Origin of the sequence: Streptomyces sp. CA-135486, from assembly GCF_050936555.1 — a bacterium.
GTDB lineage: Bacteria > Actinomycetota > Actinomycetes > Streptomycetales > Streptomycetaceae > Streptomyces.
The window spans coordinates 2104191-2123741 of record NZ_JBNJMM010000002.1 but is presented as its reverse complement, the minus strand read 5'-3'; the positions used below and the strand labels follow the sequence as shown (position 1 = coordinate 2123741).

21 protein-coding genes are annotated in these 19551 nt (G+C 69.7%); 5 read left to right on the top strand and 16 right to left on the bottom strand.

The window, feature by feature from the left end:
• Nucleotides 1-23 precede the first annotated feature (23 nt).
• The gene (locus tag ACQEVG_RS29065) at nucleotides 24-1103 is read left to right on the top strand and encodes a DUF1015 family protein (protein WP_432989178.1); all 1080 of its coding nucleotides are present in this window, start codon (nucleotides 24-26) and stop codon (nucleotides 1101-1103) included.
• A 468-nt stretch (nucleotides 1104-1571) separates the two neighbouring features.
• On the opposite strand, the gene ACQEVG_RS29060 is transcribed toward ACQEVG_RS29065, so the two are convergent.
• From ACQEVG_RS29060 to ACQEVG_RS29040, 5 genes are all read right to left on the bottom strand, one after another.
• Nucleotides 1572-1931 carry an ArsR/SmtB family transcription factor gene (locus ACQEVG_RS29060; RefSeq protein WP_432989176.1) on the bottom strand — a complete coding sequence of 120 codons (360 nt, stop codon included), beginning with the start codon at nucleotides 1929-1931 and terminating at the stop codon, nucleotides 1572-1574.
• A 184-nt stretch (nucleotides 1932-2115) separates the two neighbouring features.
• Entirely contained in the window at nucleotides 2116-2388 is a 273-nt protein-coding gene (locus ACQEVG_RS29055; protein WP_432989174.1) for a hypothetical protein, read from the bottom strand.
• 9 nt (nucleotides 2389-2397) lie between these two features.
• Nucleotides 2398-3690: an MFS transporter gene (locus ACQEVG_RS29050; protein WP_432989172.1), complete on the bottom strand. Its 1293-nt coding sequence runs from the start codon at nucleotides 3688-3690 to the stop codon at nucleotides 2398-2400.
• A gap of 27 nt (nucleotides 3691-3717) precedes the next feature.
• Nucleotides 3718-4704 carry an LLM class F420-dependent oxidoreductase gene (locus ACQEVG_RS29045; protein ID WP_432989170.1) on the bottom strand — a complete coding sequence of 329 codons (987 nt, stop codon included), beginning with the start codon at nucleotides 4702-4704 and terminating at the stop codon, nucleotides 3718-3720.
• A gap of 116 nt (nucleotides 4705-4820) precedes the next feature.
• A complete protein-coding gene (locus tag ACQEVG_RS29040) occupies nucleotides 4821-5162 on the bottom strand; it encodes a hypothetical protein (RefSeq protein ID WP_432989168.1) in 342 nt (113 codons plus the stop codon).
• A gap of 189 nt (nucleotides 5163-5351) precedes the next feature.
• On the opposite strand from ACQEVG_RS29040, the gene ACQEVG_RS29035 reads away from it, so the two are divergent.
• Nucleotides 5352-6041 (top strand): restriction endonuclease, encoded by a 690-nt coding sequence (locus ACQEVG_RS29035; RefSeq protein ID WP_432989166.1) that lies wholly within the window; start codon nucleotides 5352-5354, stop codon nucleotides 6039-6041.
• A 556-nt stretch (nucleotides 6042-6597) separates the two neighbouring features.
• Here the strand turns inward: ACQEVG_RS29035 and ACQEVG_RS29030 are convergent.
• Together ACQEVG_RS29030 and ACQEVG_RS29025 are read right to left on the bottom strand one after the other, a co-directional pair.
• Nucleotides 6598-7926 (bottom strand): class I SAM-dependent RNA methyltransferase, encoded by a 1329-nt coding sequence (locus ACQEVG_RS29030; RefSeq protein WP_432989164.1) that lies wholly within the window; start codon nucleotides 7924-7926, stop codon nucleotides 6598-6600.
• 84 nt (nucleotides 7927-8010) lie between these two features.
• Entirely contained in the window at nucleotides 8011-10059 is a 2049-nt protein-coding gene (locus ACQEVG_RS29025) for an APC family permease (RefSeq protein ID WP_432989162.1), read from the bottom strand.
• A gap of 240 nt (nucleotides 10060-10299) precedes the next feature.
• Here ACQEVG_RS29025 and ACQEVG_RS29020 point away from each other — a divergent pair, with 240 nt between their 5' ends.
• Both ACQEVG_RS29020 and ACQEVG_RS29015 read left to right on the top strand, forming a co-directional pair.
• Nucleotides 10300-10968, top strand: a complete 669-nt coding sequence (locus tag ACQEVG_RS29020) for a potassium channel family protein (protein ID WP_432989160.1) — start codon at nucleotides 10300-10302, stop codon at nucleotides 10966-10968.
• Entirely contained in the window at nucleotides 10968-11645 is a 678-nt protein-coding gene (locus tag ACQEVG_RS29015; RefSeq protein WP_432989158.1) for a potassium channel family protein, read from the top strand. Before ACQEVG_RS29020 ends, ACQEVG_RS29015 begins: the two co-directional genes overlap by 1 nt.
• A 219-nt stretch (nucleotides 11646-11864) precedes the next feature.
• Here the strand turns inward: ACQEVG_RS29015 and ACQEVG_RS29010 are convergent, their stop codons facing one another.
• The 5 genes from ACQEVG_RS29010 to ACQEVG_RS28990 form a co-directional block, all read right to left on the bottom strand.
• The gene (locus ACQEVG_RS29010) at nucleotides 11865-12671 is read right to left on the bottom strand and encodes a DUF3159 domain-containing protein (RefSeq protein WP_432989156.1); all 807 of its coding nucleotides are present in this window, start codon (nucleotides 12669-12671) and stop codon (nucleotides 11865-11867) included.
• 3 nt (nucleotides 12672-12674) lie between these two features.
• Entirely contained in the window at nucleotides 12675-13082 is a 408-nt protein-coding gene (locus tag ACQEVG_RS29005; protein WP_360870215.1) for an OB-fold nucleic acid binding domain-containing protein, read from the bottom strand.
• A gap of 349 nt (nucleotides 13083-13431) precedes the next feature.
• Nucleotides 13432-14205 carry a DUF3710 domain-containing protein gene (locus ACQEVG_RS29000; RefSeq protein WP_432989154.1) on the bottom strand — a complete coding sequence of 258 codons (774 nt, stop codon included), beginning with the start codon at nucleotides 14203-14205 and terminating at the stop codon, nucleotides 13432-13434.
• A 1-nt stretch (nucleotide 14206) separates the two neighbouring features.
• Nucleotides 14207-14719, bottom strand: a complete 513-nt coding sequence (gene dut, locus ACQEVG_RS28995) for a dUTP diphosphatase (RefSeq protein ID WP_360870209.1) — start codon at nucleotides 14717-14719, stop codon at nucleotides 14207-14209.
• Complete coding sequence (locus tag ACQEVG_RS28990) at nucleotides 14719-15282, bottom strand: PaaI family thioesterase (RefSeq protein WP_432989152.1); 564 nt, start codon at nucleotides 15280-15282, stop codon at nucleotides 14719-14721. The genes dut and ACQEVG_RS28990 overlap by 1 nt, the downstream gene beginning before the upstream one ends.
• 115 nt (nucleotides 15283-15397) lie before the next feature.
• On the opposite strand from ACQEVG_RS28990, the gene ACQEVG_RS28985 reads away from it, so the two are divergent.
• Nucleotides 15398-15856 (top strand): DUF3093 domain-containing protein, encoded by a 459-nt coding sequence (locus ACQEVG_RS28985; protein WP_432989150.1) that lies wholly within the window; start codon nucleotides 15398-15400, stop codon nucleotides 15854-15856.
• A gap of 61 nt (nucleotides 15857-15917) precedes the next feature.
• Here ACQEVG_RS28985 and ACQEVG_RS28980 read toward each other — a convergent pair whose 3' ends face one another.
• From ACQEVG_RS28980 to ACQEVG_RS28965, 4 genes are all read right to left on the bottom strand, one after another.
• Entirely contained in the window at nucleotides 15918-16835 is a 918-nt protein-coding gene (locus ACQEVG_RS28980) for a hypothetical protein (protein ID WP_432989148.1), read from the bottom strand.
• A 13-nt stretch (nucleotides 16836-16848) separates the two neighbouring features.
• The gene (locus tag ACQEVG_RS28975) at nucleotides 16849-17145 is read right to left on the bottom strand and encodes a DUF4193 domain-containing protein (protein WP_005310959.1); all 297 of its coding nucleotides are present in this window, start codon (nucleotides 17143-17145) and stop codon (nucleotides 16849-16851) included.
• Nucleotides 17146-17539: 394 nt separating this feature from the next.
• Nucleotides 17540-18772: a sensor histidine kinase gene (locus ACQEVG_RS28970; protein WP_432989145.1), complete on the bottom strand. Its 1233-nt coding sequence runs from the start codon at nucleotides 18770-18772 to the stop codon at nucleotides 17540-17542.
• A gap of 5 nt (nucleotides 18773-18777) precedes the next feature.
• The gene (locus ACQEVG_RS28965; RefSeq protein ID WP_432989143.1) at nucleotides 18778-19431 is read right to left on the bottom strand and encodes a response regulator transcription factor; all 654 of its coding nucleotides are present in this window, start codon (nucleotides 19429-19431) and stop codon (nucleotides 18778-18780) included.
• Nucleotides 19432-19551 lie beyond the last annotated feature (120 nt).

Here is a 19551-nt window from a genome sequence, read left to right as displayed (position 1 = left end):
GTACGGAGCACCTGGGACACCATATGAGTGCGCAGACACTGCACCCCGCGGGCATCCTCGACCGCAGCGGGCCGACCGGCTTCAGCCTGCATCCCTTCCGCGGCATTCGCCGTTCCCAGCACGCCCTGGCTCGCGACCACGAACCCGCCTTCTACATCCTGGAGCAGCGCCGCGGCGCGGCGCTGCTCCAGCGCGGAGTGATCGGCGCGCTCGACCTGACCACGTCGCAGCAGGCGATTCTGCCGCACGAACGTGTCATCGCCGGCAAAGTGGCCCTGCAACGGCGGATCATTCGCCTCGCCGGCGGCAACCCCGAGCCGCTCCTGCTGGCTTGCCGCGGCGCGGACGGCGCCCACGAGGTCATGGCCCGGATCACCGGAGGACGCCCCGACACGACCGTCGAGGCACCCGACGGAACCCGGCACAGCCTTTGGCGCTGCGACGACTTCAACCACCAGCGGGTCATCGCAGCGGACTTCGGCGTCCGCAGCGCCCTCATCGCCGATGGCCATCACCGGTACGCGGCGGCACTGAAGCACCGCCGACGCTTCGCCGACCGCTCCGGACCATGGGACCGCATCCTGGCCCTGGTCGTCGACACCCGGCGCCACCCACTGCACTTGCAGGCCATCCACCGCCACCTGCCGGACCTGGCACCCCATGAGGCGGCCGCCCGCGCCGCTGCCGTGGCCACCGTTGAGGAGGTCAGTCCCCGAACGCACCTGCAGCCGGGCCCCGGTGAACTGATCCTCCTCGGCGACGGCCGCCGCTGGTCCGTCACGGCGCCCCGTACCGGGGAGGTGCGGGCAGCCCTGGCCGGGCATCCCGAGGCCTGGCATTCTCTCGACGCGGCAGTCCTCCACCACCTGTTCATCGATCGCGTGTGGCGGACTCCGTCCGGTTCTCACCAGGTCAGCTATGTGCCCGACCTCACGCGCGCCCCCACCACCGGCACCCTCGCCCTCCTTGCCCCACCGCAGGAGGACGATGTGCGCCGCCTGGCCGAACGCGGCACCCGCATGCCGCAGAAGTCGACCTCCTTCGGTCCGAAGCCACTGCCCTGGCTGGTCACCTACCACCACGGCTTTCAGACCCGCGGGTGAGACGGGGAGCGGCACGGGGACGACGGGTCGGAGGCCCTTTGCCGCTCCGCACAGCCGCTCGATGCCCTTCAGCGCGGCCCGCACGATCCAGTCGCGGACCGATCGGTCCCGCGAGAAGCGTCCGTTCCTGGCTCGTCCGCCGCAGTGTGCCGGGCAAGGGCGGCGTCCCGGAGTGCCTCGCCGACCGGCGGCGAACAGCTCCGGGCTCGGCGTCAGCCTCCTCTTCGCAGGCGCCGAGGAGCTGTGGGGCCTGTCGCCCATACGACCCGGAACCCTCCCCGAGCCGGCCCGGCCTCTGCCAGTGACGCTCGCGGTGGCTCCGGGCGTCCGCGCAAGGATTGCGGACTTCTCTGTCGCCTCCGCCCGACACGCGCTTCGTGACCATCCGGTGAGGCCTGACCTGCTGGATGGGTCGGACCGGCACCCAACGGAACCCACCGCCGGTCGCGGGCGCTGACGGCCGGTCGGCTACCCGGCCGTCTGGGGTTCGCCCGGCTCGGCGGACGGCAGTGCCAGGGTGGTGTCACGGGCCATACTCCGGAAGACCGAGTCGAACAGGCCCGGGAACCGGGCTTCGAGATCGTCCAGCCGCAGGGAGATGAACCTCCAGGTGCCGTCCACCCGGGTGTGGGTGAGCCCGGCCTCGCGGAGCACCTTGAAGTGGTGCGAGAGCGTGGACTTCGCCAGCTGGGAGTTGAGCTTGCTGCAATTGCGCTCCTGACCATTGGCCAGGTCCCAGACGATCCGCAGTCGGGCGGGATCGCTGAGCGCGTGGAAGACGGCGGGGAGTTGGATGTCCTCGCGGGCGGGATGGCTGAGTGAGCGCACCGAAGCTCCGTGGTTCGCTTGTTTGAAATCCTTGAAACCATAACTACCGTACAGCCCGGTCACGGCCCCCGGGCGGGCCGACGGGTACGGGGGCGCCACCGGTCTGCCCGTCGTGCCGCACCGGCCGGGCGTTTCGGGGAGCGCCGCCTGGCCGCCGCGGAGTGCGCTATCCACCCTTCCTCGTTCAGCCGGTGGACGAGGTCCCGCGCCAGGCCGGAAGCCACCATGAACCCTCGGCGGCCCGGACGGGCACCTCAAGCATGCTCGCCAGGCCGTCGAGGAGGCTGCGGCGCTGATCGGCGGCGTCGGGGAGCCTTTTCCTGGTGGATTCGGCCGTGATGCCGGCCATGTATTCGGTCCACTCCGGAAGCCGTTCGGCACCCATGTACTTCTCGGTGGCTGCCTGGGTCCGGAAGCAGAGGCCAAGGACGAACTGGGCCTTCTCGTGATGATTCATGACGGGCATTCAGCTTGCCTTTCCTTCTCGGCTCGGTACGGGGCCCGCGGCGGTCGCGGTGCTCGCCCGCACGGGCGATCCCTCGGCGGCCGGGGGCTTGGAGATCAGGACCAGGGGGACGACGACGATCGTGCACAGCGCGCAGAGCACGCCGATGACGAGGAAGCCGGCGCCCGACGACAGCAGGGCGGCGGCGGCCGCGGTTCCGGCCATCACGCCGACGTACTGCGCGGAGGCGTTCAGTGAGAGCGCGGTCCCGCGGGCGCGGGGGCTCAGCTCACTGACGAGCGTGGTCAAGGACGCCTGCCCGAAGCCGATGGCCGCGCCCCACACGCCTTGCACCACGATGGCCGCGACGAGGGCGCCGGTGGACAGGGAGAAGCCGATGACGGCCAGCGCCGCCACGGCGCCGGCGGCAGCGACCACCAGTCGGCGTCCGTACCGGTCGGCCGTACTCCCTCCGTAGAGATTCCCGACGACGCTGCATCCACCGGCCAGCAGCATGGCCAGACCGGTCTGCCCGGTGCTCAGGGAGAAGTTCGCCTGGTAGAACTCACCGACGTTGGCGAACATCCCCTGGAGTCCGGCGCTCCAGAACATCGTCGAGCCCAGGACGAACAGCACCGGGGTCATCGACACAGCGGCCCTGAACTGGCCGACGTACACCTGGACCGGTCCGCCCGGCAGCTGACGGGGCGGCTGCCCCGGCGGGAAGCGGAGCACCGCCCAGACCAGGGCGATGACGCCCAGCGCGCCGAGGCCGAAGAAGCACCAGCGCCAGGAGGTGGCCTCCGCTACGAGCGCCCCGGTCGGCACACCGATCACAGACGAGCCCATGAGCATGCCGGTGATCACGCCGATGGCCGACCCACGGCGCTCGGCGGGCACCCGGTCGGAGACGGCGGCGAAGACGCTCGGCAGCAACATGGCCGCCCCGAGTCCGGCCAGCGCCCGGAAGGTGAGTGTGACGGCGAAGCTGGATCCGACCCCGGTCAGTGCTGTGCTGACCGAGAAGACGACGAGCCCGAGGATGACGGTGGGCTTGCGGCCCCAGCGGTCGGACACCGGGCCGAACAGCGGGCCGAGCACGGCGTAGACGAGCGCGTAGGCCGTGACGAGCAGTCCTCCGGAATGCGCGGAGGTGTGCGTGGCCGCGGCGATGCTGGGGATCAGAGGGGAAACGACGAGTGTGTCGGAACCGACCAGCAGGGCGGCGAACGCCCCGACGACGAGCAGGGCTTTGGTCTGCGGCTCGAACGGCGCGGGACGGGCGCGGCGGCCGGCGGCTGCGGTGGCGGACATGAAACCTCCGGTGAATGGGAGCGGCGGTCAGGAGCCGGACGGGGCGAGTGCGTGGAGGGCGACCATCGCACCGGCCAGGCCTTGGTCGAACTCCGGGGAGGGGATGAGGGCGATGATCGTGGTGTCGACGCCGGCGGCCACGAACCGGTCCAGGTGCTCGCGGCACCCCTGCGGGCTGCCATGCACGAACAGCTCGTCCACCAGCGCGTCCGGCAGCAGCAGTTGGGCACGGTGCCAGTCACCGGCCAGCCATGCCTCACGCATGGGCTTGAGCAGTTCCGCACGCCCCAGCCACTCGTGGAACCCCCAGTACGTGCGGGCCATGAGCATCGGTGTCAGTACCTGTCGGCCGATCATGCGGCCGAGTTCGCGGTCGGGCGTGGGACAGACGAAGAAGCGTCCGATCAGCTCCTGGTGCGTGCCGCCGGTACGGAACTCCCGTACCACTCGCGGCACGTCCTCCACCGTCAGGACGTTGGTGATCGCCCCATCGCTTTCCCGGGCGGCGAGCCGGAGCCTGCCCGGACGGAGCGGGCCGAGCATGACCCTCGGCGCGTCGGCCGGAAGCATCGAGAGCTGGAAGCGCTTGATGTCGAAGGTGTCGAAGGCCCCCTGGACCACCTCGCCCCGGAACGCCGTGCGCAGAAACCGGGCGGTGTCCCGCACCCGCCGGTACGGATCGCGGAACGGGATGCCGTTGATGTCCTCCACGAACGGCGGTCCCGAGGCGCCGATCCCGAGGATCACTCCCCCTTGCGTCGCTTCTCCGAGGGTGGCGGCGGTCATGGCCAGGGTGGCGGGTCCCCGGGTCTGGGCCGGCACCACGGATGTGCCGAGCCGCAGGGACGGAGACCACGCGGCGGCCAGCGCGAGCGGGGTGAAGGCGTCCGGTCCGGCCGACTCGGCGGTCCAGGCGTCTGTGTGGCCCCAGTCGGGCGCCCTTTCCAGGATGGTGCGATGGTCCCGCAGGGGTTCGCCGTGTAACGGGATCGAGAATCCCGCGCGATGCGTCATGGGTGTCTCCGAACGGTCCGCTGCCGCGAGCTGCGGCGGCGGTCCCCGATACTAGGCATAGTTCAGTAGTTCCACAACCTACGAACTAGCCAGCTGGCCGAGGGTTTGACGGGCAATCACCTCGATCGGACCGGGCAGCCGGTCCCAGTTGCGCTCTTCGTCGAGGTCCAGAACTCGCGACAGCTTCCAGCCCAAGTACGCCCCAGCGAGGCCAGCGGGGGAAGCTGCTCCACCGCCCGCACCACCAGGCGGCGTCCGGGAAACAACTCCGCCAGCCTGGCCGCCATGTCCTCGGACCATCCACGGCCGGGCGGCTCGTCGGTCGTGGTGAGGCACACGACATCGCCGGCGTGGAGGATCTGCATGTAGTTGAGGACGACGGGCTTGGGCGCGTCCGGCGACCACATCATCGCCTCGACATCGTTCTGGCGGATCCCCCGGTCGGACAGCGACAGCACATCCTGCGACCGCCCCGGCGTACGCAGGACCGGCAGTGCGAGGCCGCAACCGCAGGATCCGGAGTCGACCTCGACCAGGTCGCCGGTGCGGTAGCGCAGCAGCGGGCGGGCCGCCAGGTCGAGTCCGTTGCGCGGTGGTCTCCAGTGAACGGAGGATCATTCCTTCGGGCGACGGAGGGGCGGCGCGGGATGCGGGCATGGGTGGTCAGGGCAGGTCGGGACGGGGAGCGGGAGCGCGCAGCTCTCGACGAGGGTGTCGTCCTCGCCGGCTGGCTCGAGGTGCCCGACCTTAGCGGTGCCGCGAGCCGCGAGGACGTCAAAGCTGCCGTCGAGACGGCCTACCCGGATGAGAGCCCGTACACACTGGGCAACTGGACCGGCCAGCTCCACCGCTTCCGGCACGAGATCCAGGTGGGCGACCTGATGGTCCTGCCGTCACGGTCGGGGCTGGTGGCGATCGGGCATGTCGACGGCGAATACGAGTACCAGCCGGACCGTGAGGACGATTTCCCGCATGTCCGCCGGGTCAAGTGGCGCATCAAGGATGCGCAACGTGAACGATTCCGGCCGGATCTCCTCGACAGCATGGGCTCCCTGCTGACCGTCTTCGAGCTCAGCCGGTTTGGTGCAGCAGAGCGGATCGCCGGAATCGCGGACGGCGGCACCGACCCCGGCCGTCCGGGCGCCGACGAATTCGCGGCCACTCTGACCGAGCCCGCCAAGCTCTTCGAGGAGGTGCGGCGCCGCAGCGTCGACGATCCGCTGACCCTGTCCGTCCGCGACCTCCTCGGCGTATGGAACGCCCAGGGCCGGTACGCCACCGCCGTGCGGATCGGGCGGAGGCCCGCAATCGCCTCGTCGTGGCAGTCATGCGTGTGAGGAGCCGAGCCGGGCGGAACGCCGTGCTGGCATCGCCCTTCCCGCTCAGCGGGCCGAGGGGGTCAACAGCATCGACGATGCGACCCTGCCTGCTCCAAGAAGTCGGCGAGGGCTGCAACGGCGTACTTCGTCACCGCCCTCGTCGGCGAGCGCACGCTGGCCTCCCGCTGGTGGCGGAAGAAATGCCGACGAGCCGTCAGGCGTGATCGACGCACACAACACCTGTGATGTGCACATGGCGGCAACAGCAGCTCGACGGCCTCGCCCACACAGCCCTGGCCCTCCAACAGGGTGGCGGGGAGGGGACGGTGTCCCATGCGTCCGGCCCCGGGGTTCATCAGCGCCCGGGTCGCCGCCGACGGCGGGAACGAGCGTGATTGACCTCGTCGATTGAGCGTCATTTGGGCGTCAGAATCCTGAGCGGTGCGCCCATCTCCGCCGACACACTCGTCACTTCACGAACCGCAGGTCAGGCCATCTTTGGCAGGCGCATACGCTCAACCCGGTTCACGCCCGGAAACAGGTCGAGCCGCGCGACCAACTGCAAAGTCGTAGGTCAGGCGTCCTTCTTCGCAGGCTCAAGGATCGCGACGCACTCCACATGATGCGTCATCGGGAACAGATCGAACGCCCGCAGCGTCCGCGGCGTGTAGCCCGCGTCCCCGAAGTACGCCAAGTCCCGCGCCAGTGCCGCCGGGTCGCACGCCACGTACGCGATACGCCGCGCGCCCAGGCCCGCCAGGTGCCGCACCGTCTGCTTGCCCGCCCCCGCGCGCGGCGGGTCGAGCACGATCAGGTCCACCTCGGTGAGCCCGGTGCGCGGCAGGAGTTGGTCGACCTTGCCCTGTTCGATGCGTACGCGCTCGTAGTCCTGGAGGTTGTGGCGCGCGTCCTCGACGGCGCGCTTGCCCGACTCGATGCCGAGCACCGCGCCCTTCTCGCCCACCCGGTCGGCGATCGCGCCCGCGAACAGGCCTACGCCGCAGTACAGATCGAGCGCCATGTCGCCCTTGCGCGGCAACAGGCCCTGCATGACCGCCTTCACAAGCATGTCGGCGGCCTGCGGGTGGACCTGCCAGAAGCCGCCCATGCCCACGCGGTACGTACGCTCGTCGGCGCGCTCCCGTACAAAGGCGCGGCCGTGCACCCGGTGCACTCCGCCGTCGCGCTCCTCCACGCGCAGCACCGAGACCGGCTTGTCCAGTTCCACCAGCGGCAGTCGGCCGCCCGGGCGCGGGGTGAGGATCACCTGGCGGTCGCTGGATCCGGTCGCCGCGATCGCCTCGACCGAGGCCATCTGCGGCCAGTCCTGCTTCTCGATGCCGAGCTCGGTGACCCCCGGGGCAGCGATCATGCAGTGGTCGATCGGCTGGACTTCGTGCGAGCGGTGCTTGCGCAGCCCCACACGGCCGTCCGCGTCGACGGCGTACTGCACGCGCGTGCGCCACGCGGGCACCTCGCCCGCGGGCAGCTTGTCCCCCGGCGCCGGCATCACGGTGCCGTCCCAGCCGGCCTCCTCGGGCGTGAGGCCCGCGAGCCGCTTCAGCTGTTCGGCGATCACCTCACCCTTGAAGCGGCGCTGCGCGCCCGGCTTGGCGTGCTGCCAGTCGCAGCCGCCGCACTTGCCCGGGCCGGAGTACGGGCACGGGGCCTCGACCCGGTCCTTGGAGGCCTCGATGATCCGTACGGCGTCGGCGCGCAGAAAGCGCGAGTCCTCGTCGCCCTCGGTGATGCGGGCGAGGACCTTCTCGCCGGGCAGCGTGTGCCGTACGAACAGCACCCGGCCCTCCTCGGTACGGGCGATGCAGTGGCCGCCGTGCGCGACGGGGCCGACCTCGACCTCGTACTCCTCCCCGACCAGCGACGACTCGGATGCGTTCTGCATGACGGGGTGACTCCAGGGATGAGAGAGGGGCCGTCGTCCGTCTGCGGACGACAGCCCCCCAGTCTACGTGGGTGCGCGGACCCCTCAGCTCTTGCCGCTGGGCTCCTTGGGGCGCTGGTCGACCGGCCCGCGGCGCACCGAACCCGGAGCGTTCCACTCCTGGCGCTTGCGCGCACGCTTCTTCGCCGCCTCGGAGGACACCAGCTGGTACGGCACCGACGTCACCATCACGCCGGGCGTGAACAGCAGCCGCCCCTTGAGGCGCAGCGCGCTCTGGTTGTGCAGCAGATGCTCGTACCAGTGCCCCACCACGTACTCGGGGATGATGACGCTGACCACGTCCCGCGGGCTTTCGCGCCGCAGCCCCTTGACGTAGTCGATGACCGGCCGGGTGATCTCGCGGTACGGGGAGTCGAGGATCTTCAGCGGCACATTGATGCCGCGCCGCTCCCACTCCTCCTTGAGCGCCTTCGTCTCGGCCGTGTCGACGCTGATGCTGACGGCCTCGAGCTTGTCGGAGCGCATCAGCTTGGCGTACGCGAGGGCTCGCAGCGTCGGCTTGTGGATCTTGGAGACCAGAACGATGGAGTGCACTCGCGAGGGGCGCACATAGTCGTCGGGGCGCTCCTCCGCCGCGGCGATCTCCTCGGTGACCCGGTCGTAGTGCCTGCGGATCGCGGTCATCGTCCCGTAGAAGATCACCATGCCGAGCAGCGCCACCCACGCACCGTGCGTGAACTTGGTGGCGAGCACGACGACCAGTACCAGACCGGTGAAGAAGGCGCCGAAGGTGTTGATCGCCCGGGAGCGGATCATGCGACGGCGCTTGGCCGGGTCCCTCTCCGTCTTCAGATGACGGTTCCAGTGCCGGACCATGCCGGTCTGGCTGAGGGTGAAGGAGACGAACACGCCGACGATGTAGAGCTGAATGAGCTTGGTGGAGTCGGCCCCGTAGAGCCAGACGAGCAGGATGGCCGCGCCGGCCAGCAGAACGATGCCGTTGGAGAAGGCAAGCCGGTCGCCGCGGGTGTGCAGCTGGCGGGGCAGATAGCGGTCCTGCGCAAGGATCGAGCCGAGCAGCGGGAAGCCGTTGTACGCGGTGTTGGCGGCCAGGAACAGGACCAGGGCGGTGGCCGCGGCGAGCAGTACGAAGAAGAACGTGTCGTCACCGAAGACGGCGGCCGCGACCTGGGAGATCACGGGATTCTGGACGTAGTCGCTGCCGACCGGGGTGCCGTTTTGGAGGAGGTCGTGCGCGGGCTGCTCGGCCATCTTCACATCGGTGGCCATGGCCAGGCCGATGATGCCGCAGAACATGGTGACGGCGAGACCGCCCATGAGGGCCAAGGTGGTGGCAGCGTTCTTGCTCTTCGGCTTGCGGAAGGCGGGAACGCCGTTGCTGATCGCCTCGACGCCGGTGAGCGCGGCACAACCGGAGGAGAAGGCCCGCAGCAGCAGGAAGACCAGGGCGAAGCCGGCCAGGCCCTGCTGCTCGGCCTTGATCTCGAAGTCGGCGGTCGGGGCCTTCATGGTCTCGTCGAGGACGAACCCCTTGAACGCGCCCCAGGCAATCATGATGAAGACGCCCGCGACGAAGACATAGGTCGGGATGGCGAAGAGCTTGCCCGACTCCTTCACGCCGCGCAGGTTCATCAGCGTCAGCAGAACGATGATCCCGACGGCGCAGAAGACCTTGTGCTCCACGACGAAGGGGATCGCGGAGCCGAGGTTCTCGACTCCGGAGGCGATCGACACGGCCACCGTGAGGACGTAGTCGACGAGCAGGGCGCTGGCGACGGTCAGACCGGCCTTGGGGCCGAGGTTGGTGTTGGCGACCTCGTAGTCACCGCCGCCGCTCGGATAGGCGTGGACGTTCTGCCGGTAGGAGGCCACCACCGTGAACATCAGCACCACGACGGCGACCGCGATCCACGGGCTGTAGTGATAGGCCGACACACCCGCGATGGAGAGCACCAGAAGGACTTCGCCCGGTGCGTACGCCACCGAGGACAGCGGGTCGGAAGCGAACACGGGAAGTGCGATGCGCTTGGGGAGGAGAGTTTCTCCCAGCTTGTCGCTGCGCAGGGCCCGCCCGATGAGAATCCGTTTGGGCACGTCGGTCAGTTTGGACACAACACGTAAGCGTAAGGCTTCGGCCAATGCCTCGCCCACCCGCCACCCCTGCAACTCGGGACAGGCCGTAGAGCCAGTCCTCCCTCTGATGAAGGCAATGGCACGGTTGCGGCATAAGCTCGTCTCCGGGCAGCGCCGCTTGCCGTTGCCCCGTAGTTGCCCGGAGAGCCGAGAAGGAAGATGTGAGCTCAGTGTTTCTGCAGGTCAGCGGGATGACCAGGAGTGCGGGGTAACGGGGCGATGCACGTCGTCATCATGGGGTGCGGGCGAGTGGGAGCCGCTCTCGCGCAGACCCTGGAACAGCAGGGGCACACTGTCGCCGTCGTGGACCAGGACCCGACGGCTTTCCGCCGCCTCGGCTCCGGGTTCGGCGGCCGCCGCGTCACAGGAGTCGGTTTCGACCAGGACACCCTGCGTGAGGCGGGGATCGAGGAAGCCGGCGCCTTCGCCGCGGTCAGCAGCGGCGACAACTCCAACATCATCGCCGCGCGGGTGGCCCGCGAGATGTTCGGCATCGAGAACGTCGCGGCCCGTATCTACGACCCGCGGCGCGCCGAGGTGTACCAGCGGCTCGGCATCCCGACCGTCGCCACGGTCCGCTGGACGGCCGACCAGATGATGCGGCGACTGCTGCCGTCCGGCGCGGAGCCGCTGTGGCGCGACCCGAGCGGCGGAATACAGCTCGCCGAGGTGCACACCTCCGGCGCCTGGATCGGGCACAAGGTGAGCAGGATGCAGGACGAGACCGGCGTGCGCGTCGCGTTCATCACCCGGCTGGGTGAGGCGATTCTGCCGACATCGCAGACGGTGCTGCAGGAGGGCGACCTGGTCCACGTGATGATGCGTACGGACGAGATCGAGAAGGTCGAGGCGGCCTTCGCCGAGGGCCCTGAGGAGGGCGGTCACTGATGCGGGTCGCTATTGCGGGCGCCGGCGCGGTGGGTCGTTCCATCGCGGGTGAGCTGCTGGAGAACGGGCACGAGGTACTCCTGATCGACAAGGCGCCGACGGCGATCTCGGTGGAGCGGGTGCCGCAGGCGGAGTGGCTGCTGGCCGACGCGTGCGAGATCACCTCGCTGGACGAGGCGGCGCTGCAGCGATGCAATGTGGTGATCGCGGCGACCGGTGACGACAAGGTCAATCTGGTCGTCTCGCTGCTGGCGAAGACCGAGTACGGGGTGCCGCGGGTGGTCGCCCGGGTCAACAACCCCAAGAACGAGTGGCTCTTCAACGAGGCGTGGGGCGTCGATGTCGCGGTCTCCACGCCGCGTCTGATGTCGGCGCTCGTGGAGGAGGCGGTGAGCGTCGGCGATCTCGTACGGCTGCTGCGCTTCAGTCATGGCGACGCGAACCTGGTTGAACTGACGCTGCCCCCCGAGTCGGCGCTGGCGGGCACGCAGGTCGGTGATGTGGAGTGGCCGGAGGACACCACGCTGGTCACGATCATCCGCGGCTCACGGGTACTGACGCCGGGCACGGAGGAGACGCTGGAGGCGGGCGACGAGTTGCTGTTCGTGGCGGCGCAGGCGCGCGAGGAGCAACTGGAGGACCTGCTCTCGGTCCGCCGCGAGGACGCGCCGAGCTGACGCCAGGGGCGAGTACGACCGCGAAGTGGCCCGGGGAACGAGATCGTTCCCTGGGCCACTTCGCCTTTTGCACCTGGCGGGCCTGCCTTCGGCTGGCGGTTCAGGACGAACGGCAGCCGACGTAAGGGGCGGGCTTCCGGGTCCGGCACCGACCGGTGCTACGCACACGGGGCCCGGGACCGACTCCGGTCCCGGGCCCCGTCGACGCGCGGCGCGGCGCTACGGCTTGCGGTGCTTCGCCGGGCCGTCCGCGAGGCGCTGACCCGCCTCGTCGACCAGCGGCTCCATCGCTCCCCCGAAACGCTCAGCGGTGCGCTTGCGCTCCTTCTCGGCGGCTTCCTCCGCCTCCATCTCCGCGAAGACGTCGATCGGCGCGGGTGCCTTCGCCAGGAAGACCCAGGTCAGGTACACCGCGAGCAGGAACGGCGGGATCTTCAGGGCCACCAGGACCCAGCCCAGCTGCGCGGTGTCCGCCCACCAGTAGAGCGGGAAAAGGATCGCGCACTTGGCGAGCAGAATCAGGCCCCACGCCCAGCTCGCCTTTGTGTATGCCTTCTTGCGGCCCGGGTTCCGCTTCCGCCAGGAGAGGTTCTCCTTGAAGACCGGGCCGAGGATCAGGCCGATCAACGGCACGCCCGCGATCGCCGTCACGATGTACGCCAGCGCCAGGCCCAGCGTGTAGATCATGCCCGGCAGATAGAAGTCCTTGGCATTGCCGGTCATCATCGCGAAGACGACGCCGAAGGCCACCCCGAAGACACCACTGAACGCGTGCTTGACGGTGTCCCTGCGGATCAGCCGGACGGCGACGAGCAGCAGCGAGACCGCCAGGGCCGCGATCGCGGAGATGTGCAGGTTCTTGTTGATGGTGAAGATCGTGACGAACAGCAGTCCGGGCAGGACCGTCTCCACCATGCCGCGCACGCCGCCGAAGGCCTCGAAGAGCGCCGCCTCCGTCACTGCTTTGGCGTCGCTGTCCTGCTGCTGGTCGTTCGTCGTGGTGGTCGGCTTGTCGAGAGACGTCACCGGCTACTCCTGTCCGAGCGGTCGGAGTTCGTATTTGGGGTTGAACAGCACCCGGCGGCCGTGGCTCATCGAGATCCTGCCCGAGGCTATGAGCCTGCGGCCCGGTTCGATGCCCGCGATGGACCGGCGGCCGAGCCAGACGACGTCCAGTGGGGCCGTACCGTCGAAGAGCTCCGCCTCCAGCGCGGGCACCCCGGCCCTCGGACGCAGGGTGACCGTGCGCAACGTACCAGCCACCCTGACTATCTGGCGGTCACCGCACTCGGCGATGCGGGTACACCCCGAGGCTTCAGTGTCCTCCTGCAGCTCCTCGGACTCGAGCTCCTGCTGGGAGGTGGACAGCCGGTCGAGCATACGGCGGAAGCGGCCGGCCGGCTTTGCCGCATTCTCCGAACGGGGTACAGCACTCATACAGAAAGCGTACCGGCCACCACCGACGCCCCTTCAGCGCCCAGGCATCGGCTCCCGGGCGCCGACGCCGTGACATCGGCGTCGGCCGCACTTCGCGCCCGTCCGGGTGCACCTTCTGCGCCGCGAGACCGACGGTGAAGCCCGCGGTCTCGACGATCACCTCATCGCTGTCGTCTCTCCACCGGTCCGCCCGGTCCGCCCGGTCACCGAGGCCGGAGATCGGCACTCCGGCACGCTCGGCGGCCGTGAGGATCGGGACCGGGCCGAACGACGGGAGGGCATACGGAATCGGCCCGCGGCGGTCCGTTGAGCCGGAACCGCAGCGGGCCGCAATCAGGTTGACGCCGTGTCAGCGCACCTCGGTGATCTCGGGACCGCGCTGCAGCTGCCCCATACCGCCGGAGAAGCGCGAGCCCTCCTGCTCGTCCTGCTGGACACCCTCGGGCACCATCTGCGCGTCCTCCGGCAGCTTGAGGACGATGGGGTCGCGCGGCGCCATCGGTCCTTCGCCGCGTACGACGACGGTGTCCCGGAAGATCTGCTCAAGCAGACCGGCGGCCTGGGGCTGCACCGCACCCTGCCCGGAGATCACTCCGCGCAGGAACCAGCGCGGCCCGTCGACGCCGACGAAGCGCACCAGCTGCACACCGCCGGTTCCGTCCGGCAGCTGTACGGGCACCTGGGCCCGCAGCTCCCAGCCGAGCGGGCCCTCGACCTCGTCGATGATGCCGCCCTGCTGCGTGATACCGGAGGCGATCTCCTCGCGGACCTCGCCCCAGATGCCTTCCTTCTTGGGTGCCGCGAAGGCCTGCAGCTGTACGGCGCTGTCGCGCAGTACGACGGTGGCGGCGACGATCGCGTCACCCGCGACCTCGACGCGCAGCTCCATTCCCTCGACTCCGGGCACGAAGAGACCGCCCAGATCGACCCGGCCTTCGCCGGGCTTGGATACCTCGGAGACGTCCCAGGGGCCGTCGGGCCGGGGCGCCGGCGGAAGGTTCACCCGGCGGGGCGCATCCTCGTCGGCGTACTCCGTGTCGCGCTCGTCGACGACCTGCTCGGCCTCGCCCGCTGCGTCCGCCGCGTCCTCGGCGGAACCACTCTTCTTGCGACGTCCGAACACGTCACTGTCCTTCCCGGTCGGATACGACCGAAGCGTATCGATTCCCACCCGTTGAGCCGCCCACGACGGCATGACCGCCGGTGGACCCGAAGCCCCCCTCGGCCCGCGCCGAGCCGGGAAGCTCCGCCACCTCGTGGAAGCGCACCTTCTCGACCTGCTGGACGACCAGTTGGGCGATCCGGTCGAAACGATCGAACCGCACACTCTCGCGCGGGTCGAGATTGACCACGATCACCTTGATCTCCCCACGGTACCCGGCATCCACCGTCCCCGGGGCATTCACGAGGGCTACGCCGCAGCGGGCGGCCAGACCGGAGCGGGGGTGTACGAAGGCCGCGTACCCGTCGGGCAGGGCGATGGACACCCCGGTGGGCAGAACGGCCCGCTCGCCGGGGGCGAGTTCGGCCGCCTCGGTGGTCACGAGATCGGCCCCGGCGTCGCCGGGGTGTGCGTACGCGGGGAGCGGCACCTCGGGGTCCACGCGACGGATCAGCACATCGACAGGGTTACGCATCAGGGGTTCACCTCGAAGGCGCGGGCGCGCCTGATCTGGTCGGGGTCGGCCATGGCCGCCTGGATCTCTTCGGGGCGGCCGTTGTCGATGAAGTGGTCGACCTTGACCTCGATGAAGAGAGCGCTGGCGCGGACGGCGACGGGTCCTTCGGGCCCGCCGATCCGGCCCACGGCAGCCGAGTAGATCTTGCGCCCGGCGACCGCGGTGACCTCGGCCTGCAGATGCAGCACCGTGCCCACGGGCACGGGACGTACGAAGTCGGTCTCGAGCCGGCCGGTGACCGCGATGGTCCGCAGCAGCCAGTTCAGCGAGCCCAGCGTCTCGTCCAGCGCCGAGGCGAGCACGCCGCCGTGCGCGAGGCCCGGCGCGCCCTGGTGGGCGGGCTTGACGGTGAACTCGGCGGTCAGGCCCACGCCCTCGCCCGCCCGTGCCTGAAGGTGCAGCCCGTGGGGCTGTCCCTCGCCGCAGCCGAAACAGTGCTCGTAGTGCGCGCCGAGGAGCTCACCGGGGGCAGGGGCATCGGGATGCCGTACCGGCGGTATGGCGTCGGCCGGAGGGGTCATAGCCGCCGCCCGGGCCGAGGATCCGGAGGCCGCCCCCCGGGATTTCGCAGTGCTCACAGGCGCAGACATTACCCGCGCGGCCAGCCGCTGGTCGCACCGTGCCAAGCTTGGCTTCATGCAGCCTTCCGCCCCGCACTATGAAGAACGTCTGACCGCGCCGGCTTCGTGGTGGTTCATCTCCGCTCTGGTCGGCGTCGCAGGCGGTCTGATGCTGCTGCCGCTCGGTCCACTGCCGATGATCGGCGGCCTGATCGGCGCGGCCGCGGTGGCCGCGGTCGTGGTGAGTTCGTACGGCTCGGTCCGCATCCGCGTCGTGGCCGGGTCGCTGGTCGCGGGCGACGCCCGGATCCCGCTGACGGCACTCGGCGAGGCCGAGGTGCTGGACGCGGAGGAGGCGCGCGCCTGGCGCTCGTACAAGGCGGACACCCGGGCCTTCATGCTGCTGCGCAGCTATGTTCCGACGGCGCTGCGGATCGAGGTCACCGACCCGGACGACCCGACGCCGTATGTGTATCTGTCGACGCGGAATCCGAAGGCGCTGGCGGCCGCGCTGGCTGCGGTGCGCGCGGCCTGACGGGACCGGTTCTCACCGGGACGGGAATGACCGGCACGGCGCTGACCGGATCGGGGCGTCGTCAGTGCCCCAGCTCGCGCGGGGCACGGATCGCCTCCAAAGGGTCCTTGGGCTGCTCCAGCGGCGAAAGCCCGGCCAGCGCGTCCCAGGGGATCTGCCTGGCGCGCAGGTCTCTGCGGATGCGCTCCGCGAGCTTCTTGGTGTCCCGGCGGTTCATTGCGGCGCCGACTGTCGCGCCGACCATGAACGGGATCAGGTTCGGCAGATTGCGGACCATGCGCTTCATGATCTGCTGCCGCAGCTCGCGCCTGAACCGGCCGCCCAGTGCTGCGTCGATCGTCGACGGCTTGGTCACGTTGATCCCGCGCTCCTCCGACCAGGAGGCCAGATACCCGATGCTGCGCTCCGTGAGGCTGCCCGGCGGCCGCAGACCGTAGACCTCGTGGAGCTCGGCGATGAGCTTCAGCTCGATCGCGGCGACTCCGACGATCTCCGCGGCCAGCTCGGCCGGCATCGCGGGCGGCACGGGCAGCATCGCTGCCGCGCCGATGCCTGCGCCCACCGTGGAGGTGCCGTTCGCCGCGCCCGCGACCAGCTTGTCGGCAAGCTGCTCGGGAGCGAGGCCGGGAAACTGTCTGCGCAGCGTCGCGAGATCGCGCACCGGCACGCGCGGTGCGATCTCGATGAGCCGGTCGGCGATGTACGCCAGGCCGGCCCTGGCGTTCTCACCGGCTCTGCGTACGCCCTGGCGCACCGATGCCAGGCGGAGGGCCCTGGTCCGGGGCCCCGCCCCGTCTGCCGCTTTGAGCGAGGCCAGCAGGTCTTGCTCGGCGTCGCCTCCTGCGCCGTGGGGCAGGAGGGCGGCCGAGTGCCCGGCAGACGCGGTGGCGCCTTCTGCCGGTCCCGTACCGCCCCAGTGCGCCTCCGGCGGCTTGTGACGCCGGAAACGCCTCTTCCTGGGCGGTGTCTCGCCTGCCACGGCCGACCGGACCTCAGTCGCAGTCGCGGCAGATCGGCTGGCCGTTCTTCTCACGCGCCAGCTGGCTGCGGTGGTGTACGAGGAAGCAGCTCATGCAGGTGAACTCGTCGGCCTGCTTGGGCAGGACCCGGACGGCCAGTTCCTCGTTGGACAGATCGGCTCCGGGCAGTTCCATGCCCTCTGCGGCCTCGAACTCGTCGACGTCGACGGTCGAGGTCGACTTGTCGTTCCGACGGGCCTTCAGCTCTTCAAGGCTGTCCGAATCGACGTCGTCATCGGTCTTGCGTGGGGTGTCGTAGTCCGTTGCCATGTCGCTCTCCCCCTCTGGGTGGTTGCGGTGTCTCCAGCGCACGTAACGCGTGAGAGGCCGGACTTGTGCCCGACCCGAGGCGGAGATTTTGCCTCACATCAAGGTCTGTTACTCAATCGACACCCAACCGGATCCCCCGAGAGTGATCGGGTTGGATGGCGATCGGGACCGTACACGGTCCGAATGTCGCACTTCACGGGCGCCACCCCGTGTACTTCCCGTGATCTCGACCCCCGGAAACCCGGACTTTTCCCGGCTTTCCGGCAAGAGTCTTGATCACAGAGAGTAGATGGCCTGAAATTCGCCTATGTGATCGATCCCACACAGTTCTTTCGGGTACGGTTCCCGAAACTTCCGCGCAAAGCGAACAAAGCGTGTGGCGTCGTTCAGCATCTCAGACCGGCAGGGTGACACGCATCACGAGGCCCCCGCCCTCACGAGGCTCCGCGATGATACGGCCTCCGTGGGCGCGCGCAACCGAGCGGGCGATCGAAAGTCCCAGGCCGACGCCCTTGTCGCTGCCGGTGCGCTCCTGCCGCAGCCGCCGGAACGGCTCGAAGATGTTGTCGATCTCGTACGCGGGAACCACTGGCCCCGTGTTCGAGACCACCAGGACCGCCTGGCCGTGCTCGGTCTCGGTGGTGACATGCACCCAGCCGCCTTCCGGAATGTTGTAGCGCACCGCATTCTGCACCAGGTTCAGGGCGATCCGCTCCAGCAGGACGCCATTGCCCTGGACTACCGCGGGCGCCCGTCGGCCGCGGAACTCCACGCCCTTCGCCTCGGCCTCGGTGCGGGCCTGGTCGACCGCGCGTGTGGCGACCTCGGCCAGGTCCACCGGCTTGCGCTCGACGATCTCGTTGCCGCTGCGGGCGAGCAGCAGCAGACCCTCGACCAGCTGCTCGCTGCGCTCGTTGGTGGCCAGCAGGGTCTTGCCGAGCTGGTGCAGCTCCGGGGGCGCGCCGGGGTCGGAGAGGTGGACCTCCAGCAGCGTGCGGTTGATCGCGAGCGGCGTACGCAGCTCGTGCGAGGCGTTCGCGACGAACCGCTGCTGGGCCGTGAAGGCGCGCTCCAGGCGGTCCAGCATCTCGTCGAAGGTGTCGGAGAGCTCCTTGAGCTCGTCGTCCGGGCCGTCGAGCTTGATGCGCCGGGACAGGTCCGAGCCGGCCACCTGGCGGGCGGTGCGGGTGATCTTGCCCAGCGGCGAGAGGACCCGTCCCGCCATGGCGTAGCCGAAGGCGAAGGCGATGATGCTCAGGCCGAGCAGGGCGAAGAGCGAGCGGCGCAGCAGGTCGTCCAGGGCCATCTCGCGCTGGTGCTGCAGGCAGTCGCTCACGGCCTGCTGGAACTCCGGTCCGGTCGACTGATTGGGCAGCTGGCACCAGTCGGTGGTCCGCCGCACGCTGGCGGTGACGATCTCGAAGGGCAGCTCGCCGTTGGCGCCGAGCGCCTGCGCAGTGAGCAGATAGATGATCGACAGCAGCAGGATGCCCGCGATGAGGAACATCCCGCCGTACAGCAGGGTGAGCCGTATCCGGATCGTCGGACGCAGCAACGGACGCACTGGGTCGCGCGGGTCCCAGGTCGGTTTCGGAGGCGCCTCGGGCGGCGCGGGGGTGGCGGCCACCGGACTCAGATCCGGTAGCCGGAGCCGGGCACGGTGACGATCACGGGCGGCTCACCGAGCTTGCGGCGCAGGGTCATCACGGTCACGCGTACGACATTGGTGAACGGGTCGGTGTTCTCGTCCCAGGCCTTCTCCAGCAGCTGCTCGGCCGAGACGACCGCGCCCTCGCTGCGCATCAGTACTTCCAGGACCGCGAACTCCTTCGGCGCGAGCTGGATCTCCTTGCCCTCGCGGAAGACCTCGCGGCGGTTCGGGTCGAGTTTGATGCCGACGCGCTCCAGGACGGGCGGGAGCGGCACGGTCGTACGCCGGCCCAGCGCCCGTACGCGGGCGGTGAGCTCACTGAACGCGAAGGGCTTGGGGAGGTAGTCGTCCGCGCCGAGCTCAAGGCCCTCCACACGGTCGCTGACGTCGCCGGACGCGGTCAGCATCAGCACCCGGGTCGGCATGCCCAGCTCGACGATCTTGCGGCACACGTCGTCGCCGTGGACGAGCGGGAGGTCCCGGTCCAGGACGACCACGTCGTAGTCGTTGACCCCGATGCGCTCCAGGGCGGCCGCCCCGTCGTACACGACGTCGACGGCCATGGCCTCCCGGCGCAGTCCGGTGGCCACCGCATCGGCGAGCAGCTGCTCGTCCTCGACGACGAGTACGCGCACGTCGTGATCCTCTCTCCGGGCCCGTCACCCATGATCAGGGCAGGTGTGTGCACTGGCTGTGCGCATCCATCCTGCCCGTTACGCGCGTAAACCGGCTGTAAGACGGAACGAGCGCCGGGC

Bases quoted from the DNA above. Each gene is read 5' to 3' on its own strand.
- ACQEVG_RS29065 (WP_432989178.1), top strand. From the start codon at position 24: ATGAGTGCGCAGACACTGCACCCCGCGGGCATCCTCGACCGCAGCGGG.
- ACQEVG_RS29055 (WP_432989174.1), bottom strand. From the start codon at position 2,388: ATGAATCATCACGAGAAGGCCCAGTTCGTCCTTGGCCTCTGCTTCCGG.
- ACQEVG_RS29050 (WP_432989172.1), bottom strand. From the start codon at position 3,690: ATGTCCGCCACCGCAGCCGCCGGCCGCCGCGCCCGTCCCGCGCCGTTC.
- ACQEVG_RS29045 (WP_432989170.1), bottom strand. From the start codon at position 4,704: ATGACGCATCGCGCGGGATTCTCGATCCCGTTACACGGCGAACCCCTG.
- ACQEVG_RS29035 (WP_432989166.1), top strand. From the start codon at position 5,352: ATGCGGGCATGGGTGGTCAGGGCAGGTCGGGACGGGGAGCGGGAGCGC.
- ACQEVG_RS29030 (WP_432989164.1), bottom strand. From the start codon at position 7,926: ATGCAGAACGCATCCGAGTCGTCGCTGGTCGGGGAGGAGTACGAGGTC.
- ACQEVG_RS29020 (WP_432989160.1), top strand. From the start codon at position 10,300: ATGCACGTCGTCATCATGGGGTGCGGGCGAGTGGGAGCCGCTCTCGCG.
- ACQEVG_RS29015 (WP_432989158.1), top strand. From the start codon at position 10,968: ATGCGGGTCGCTATTGCGGGCGCCGGCGCGGTGGGTCGTTCCATCGCG.
- ACQEVG_RS29005 (WP_360870215.1), bottom strand. From the start codon at position 13,082: ATGAGTGCTGTACCCCGTTCGGAGAATGCGGCAAAGCCGGCCGGCCGC.
- dut (WP_360870209.1), bottom strand. From the start codon at position 14,719: ATGCGTAACCCTGTCGATGTGCTGATCCGTCGCGTGGACCCCGAGGTG.
- ACQEVG_RS28990 (WP_432989152.1), bottom strand. From the start codon at position 15,282: ATGACCCCTCCGGCCGACGCCATACCGCCGGTACGGCATCCCGATGCC.
- ACQEVG_RS28985 (WP_432989150.1), top strand. From the start codon at position 15,398: ATGCAGCCTTCCGCCCCGCACTATGAAGAACGTCTGACCGCGCCGGCT.
- ACQEVG_RS28975 (WP_005310959.1), bottom strand. From the start codon at position 17,145: ATGGCAACGGACTACGACACCCCACGCAAGACCGATGACGACGTCGAT.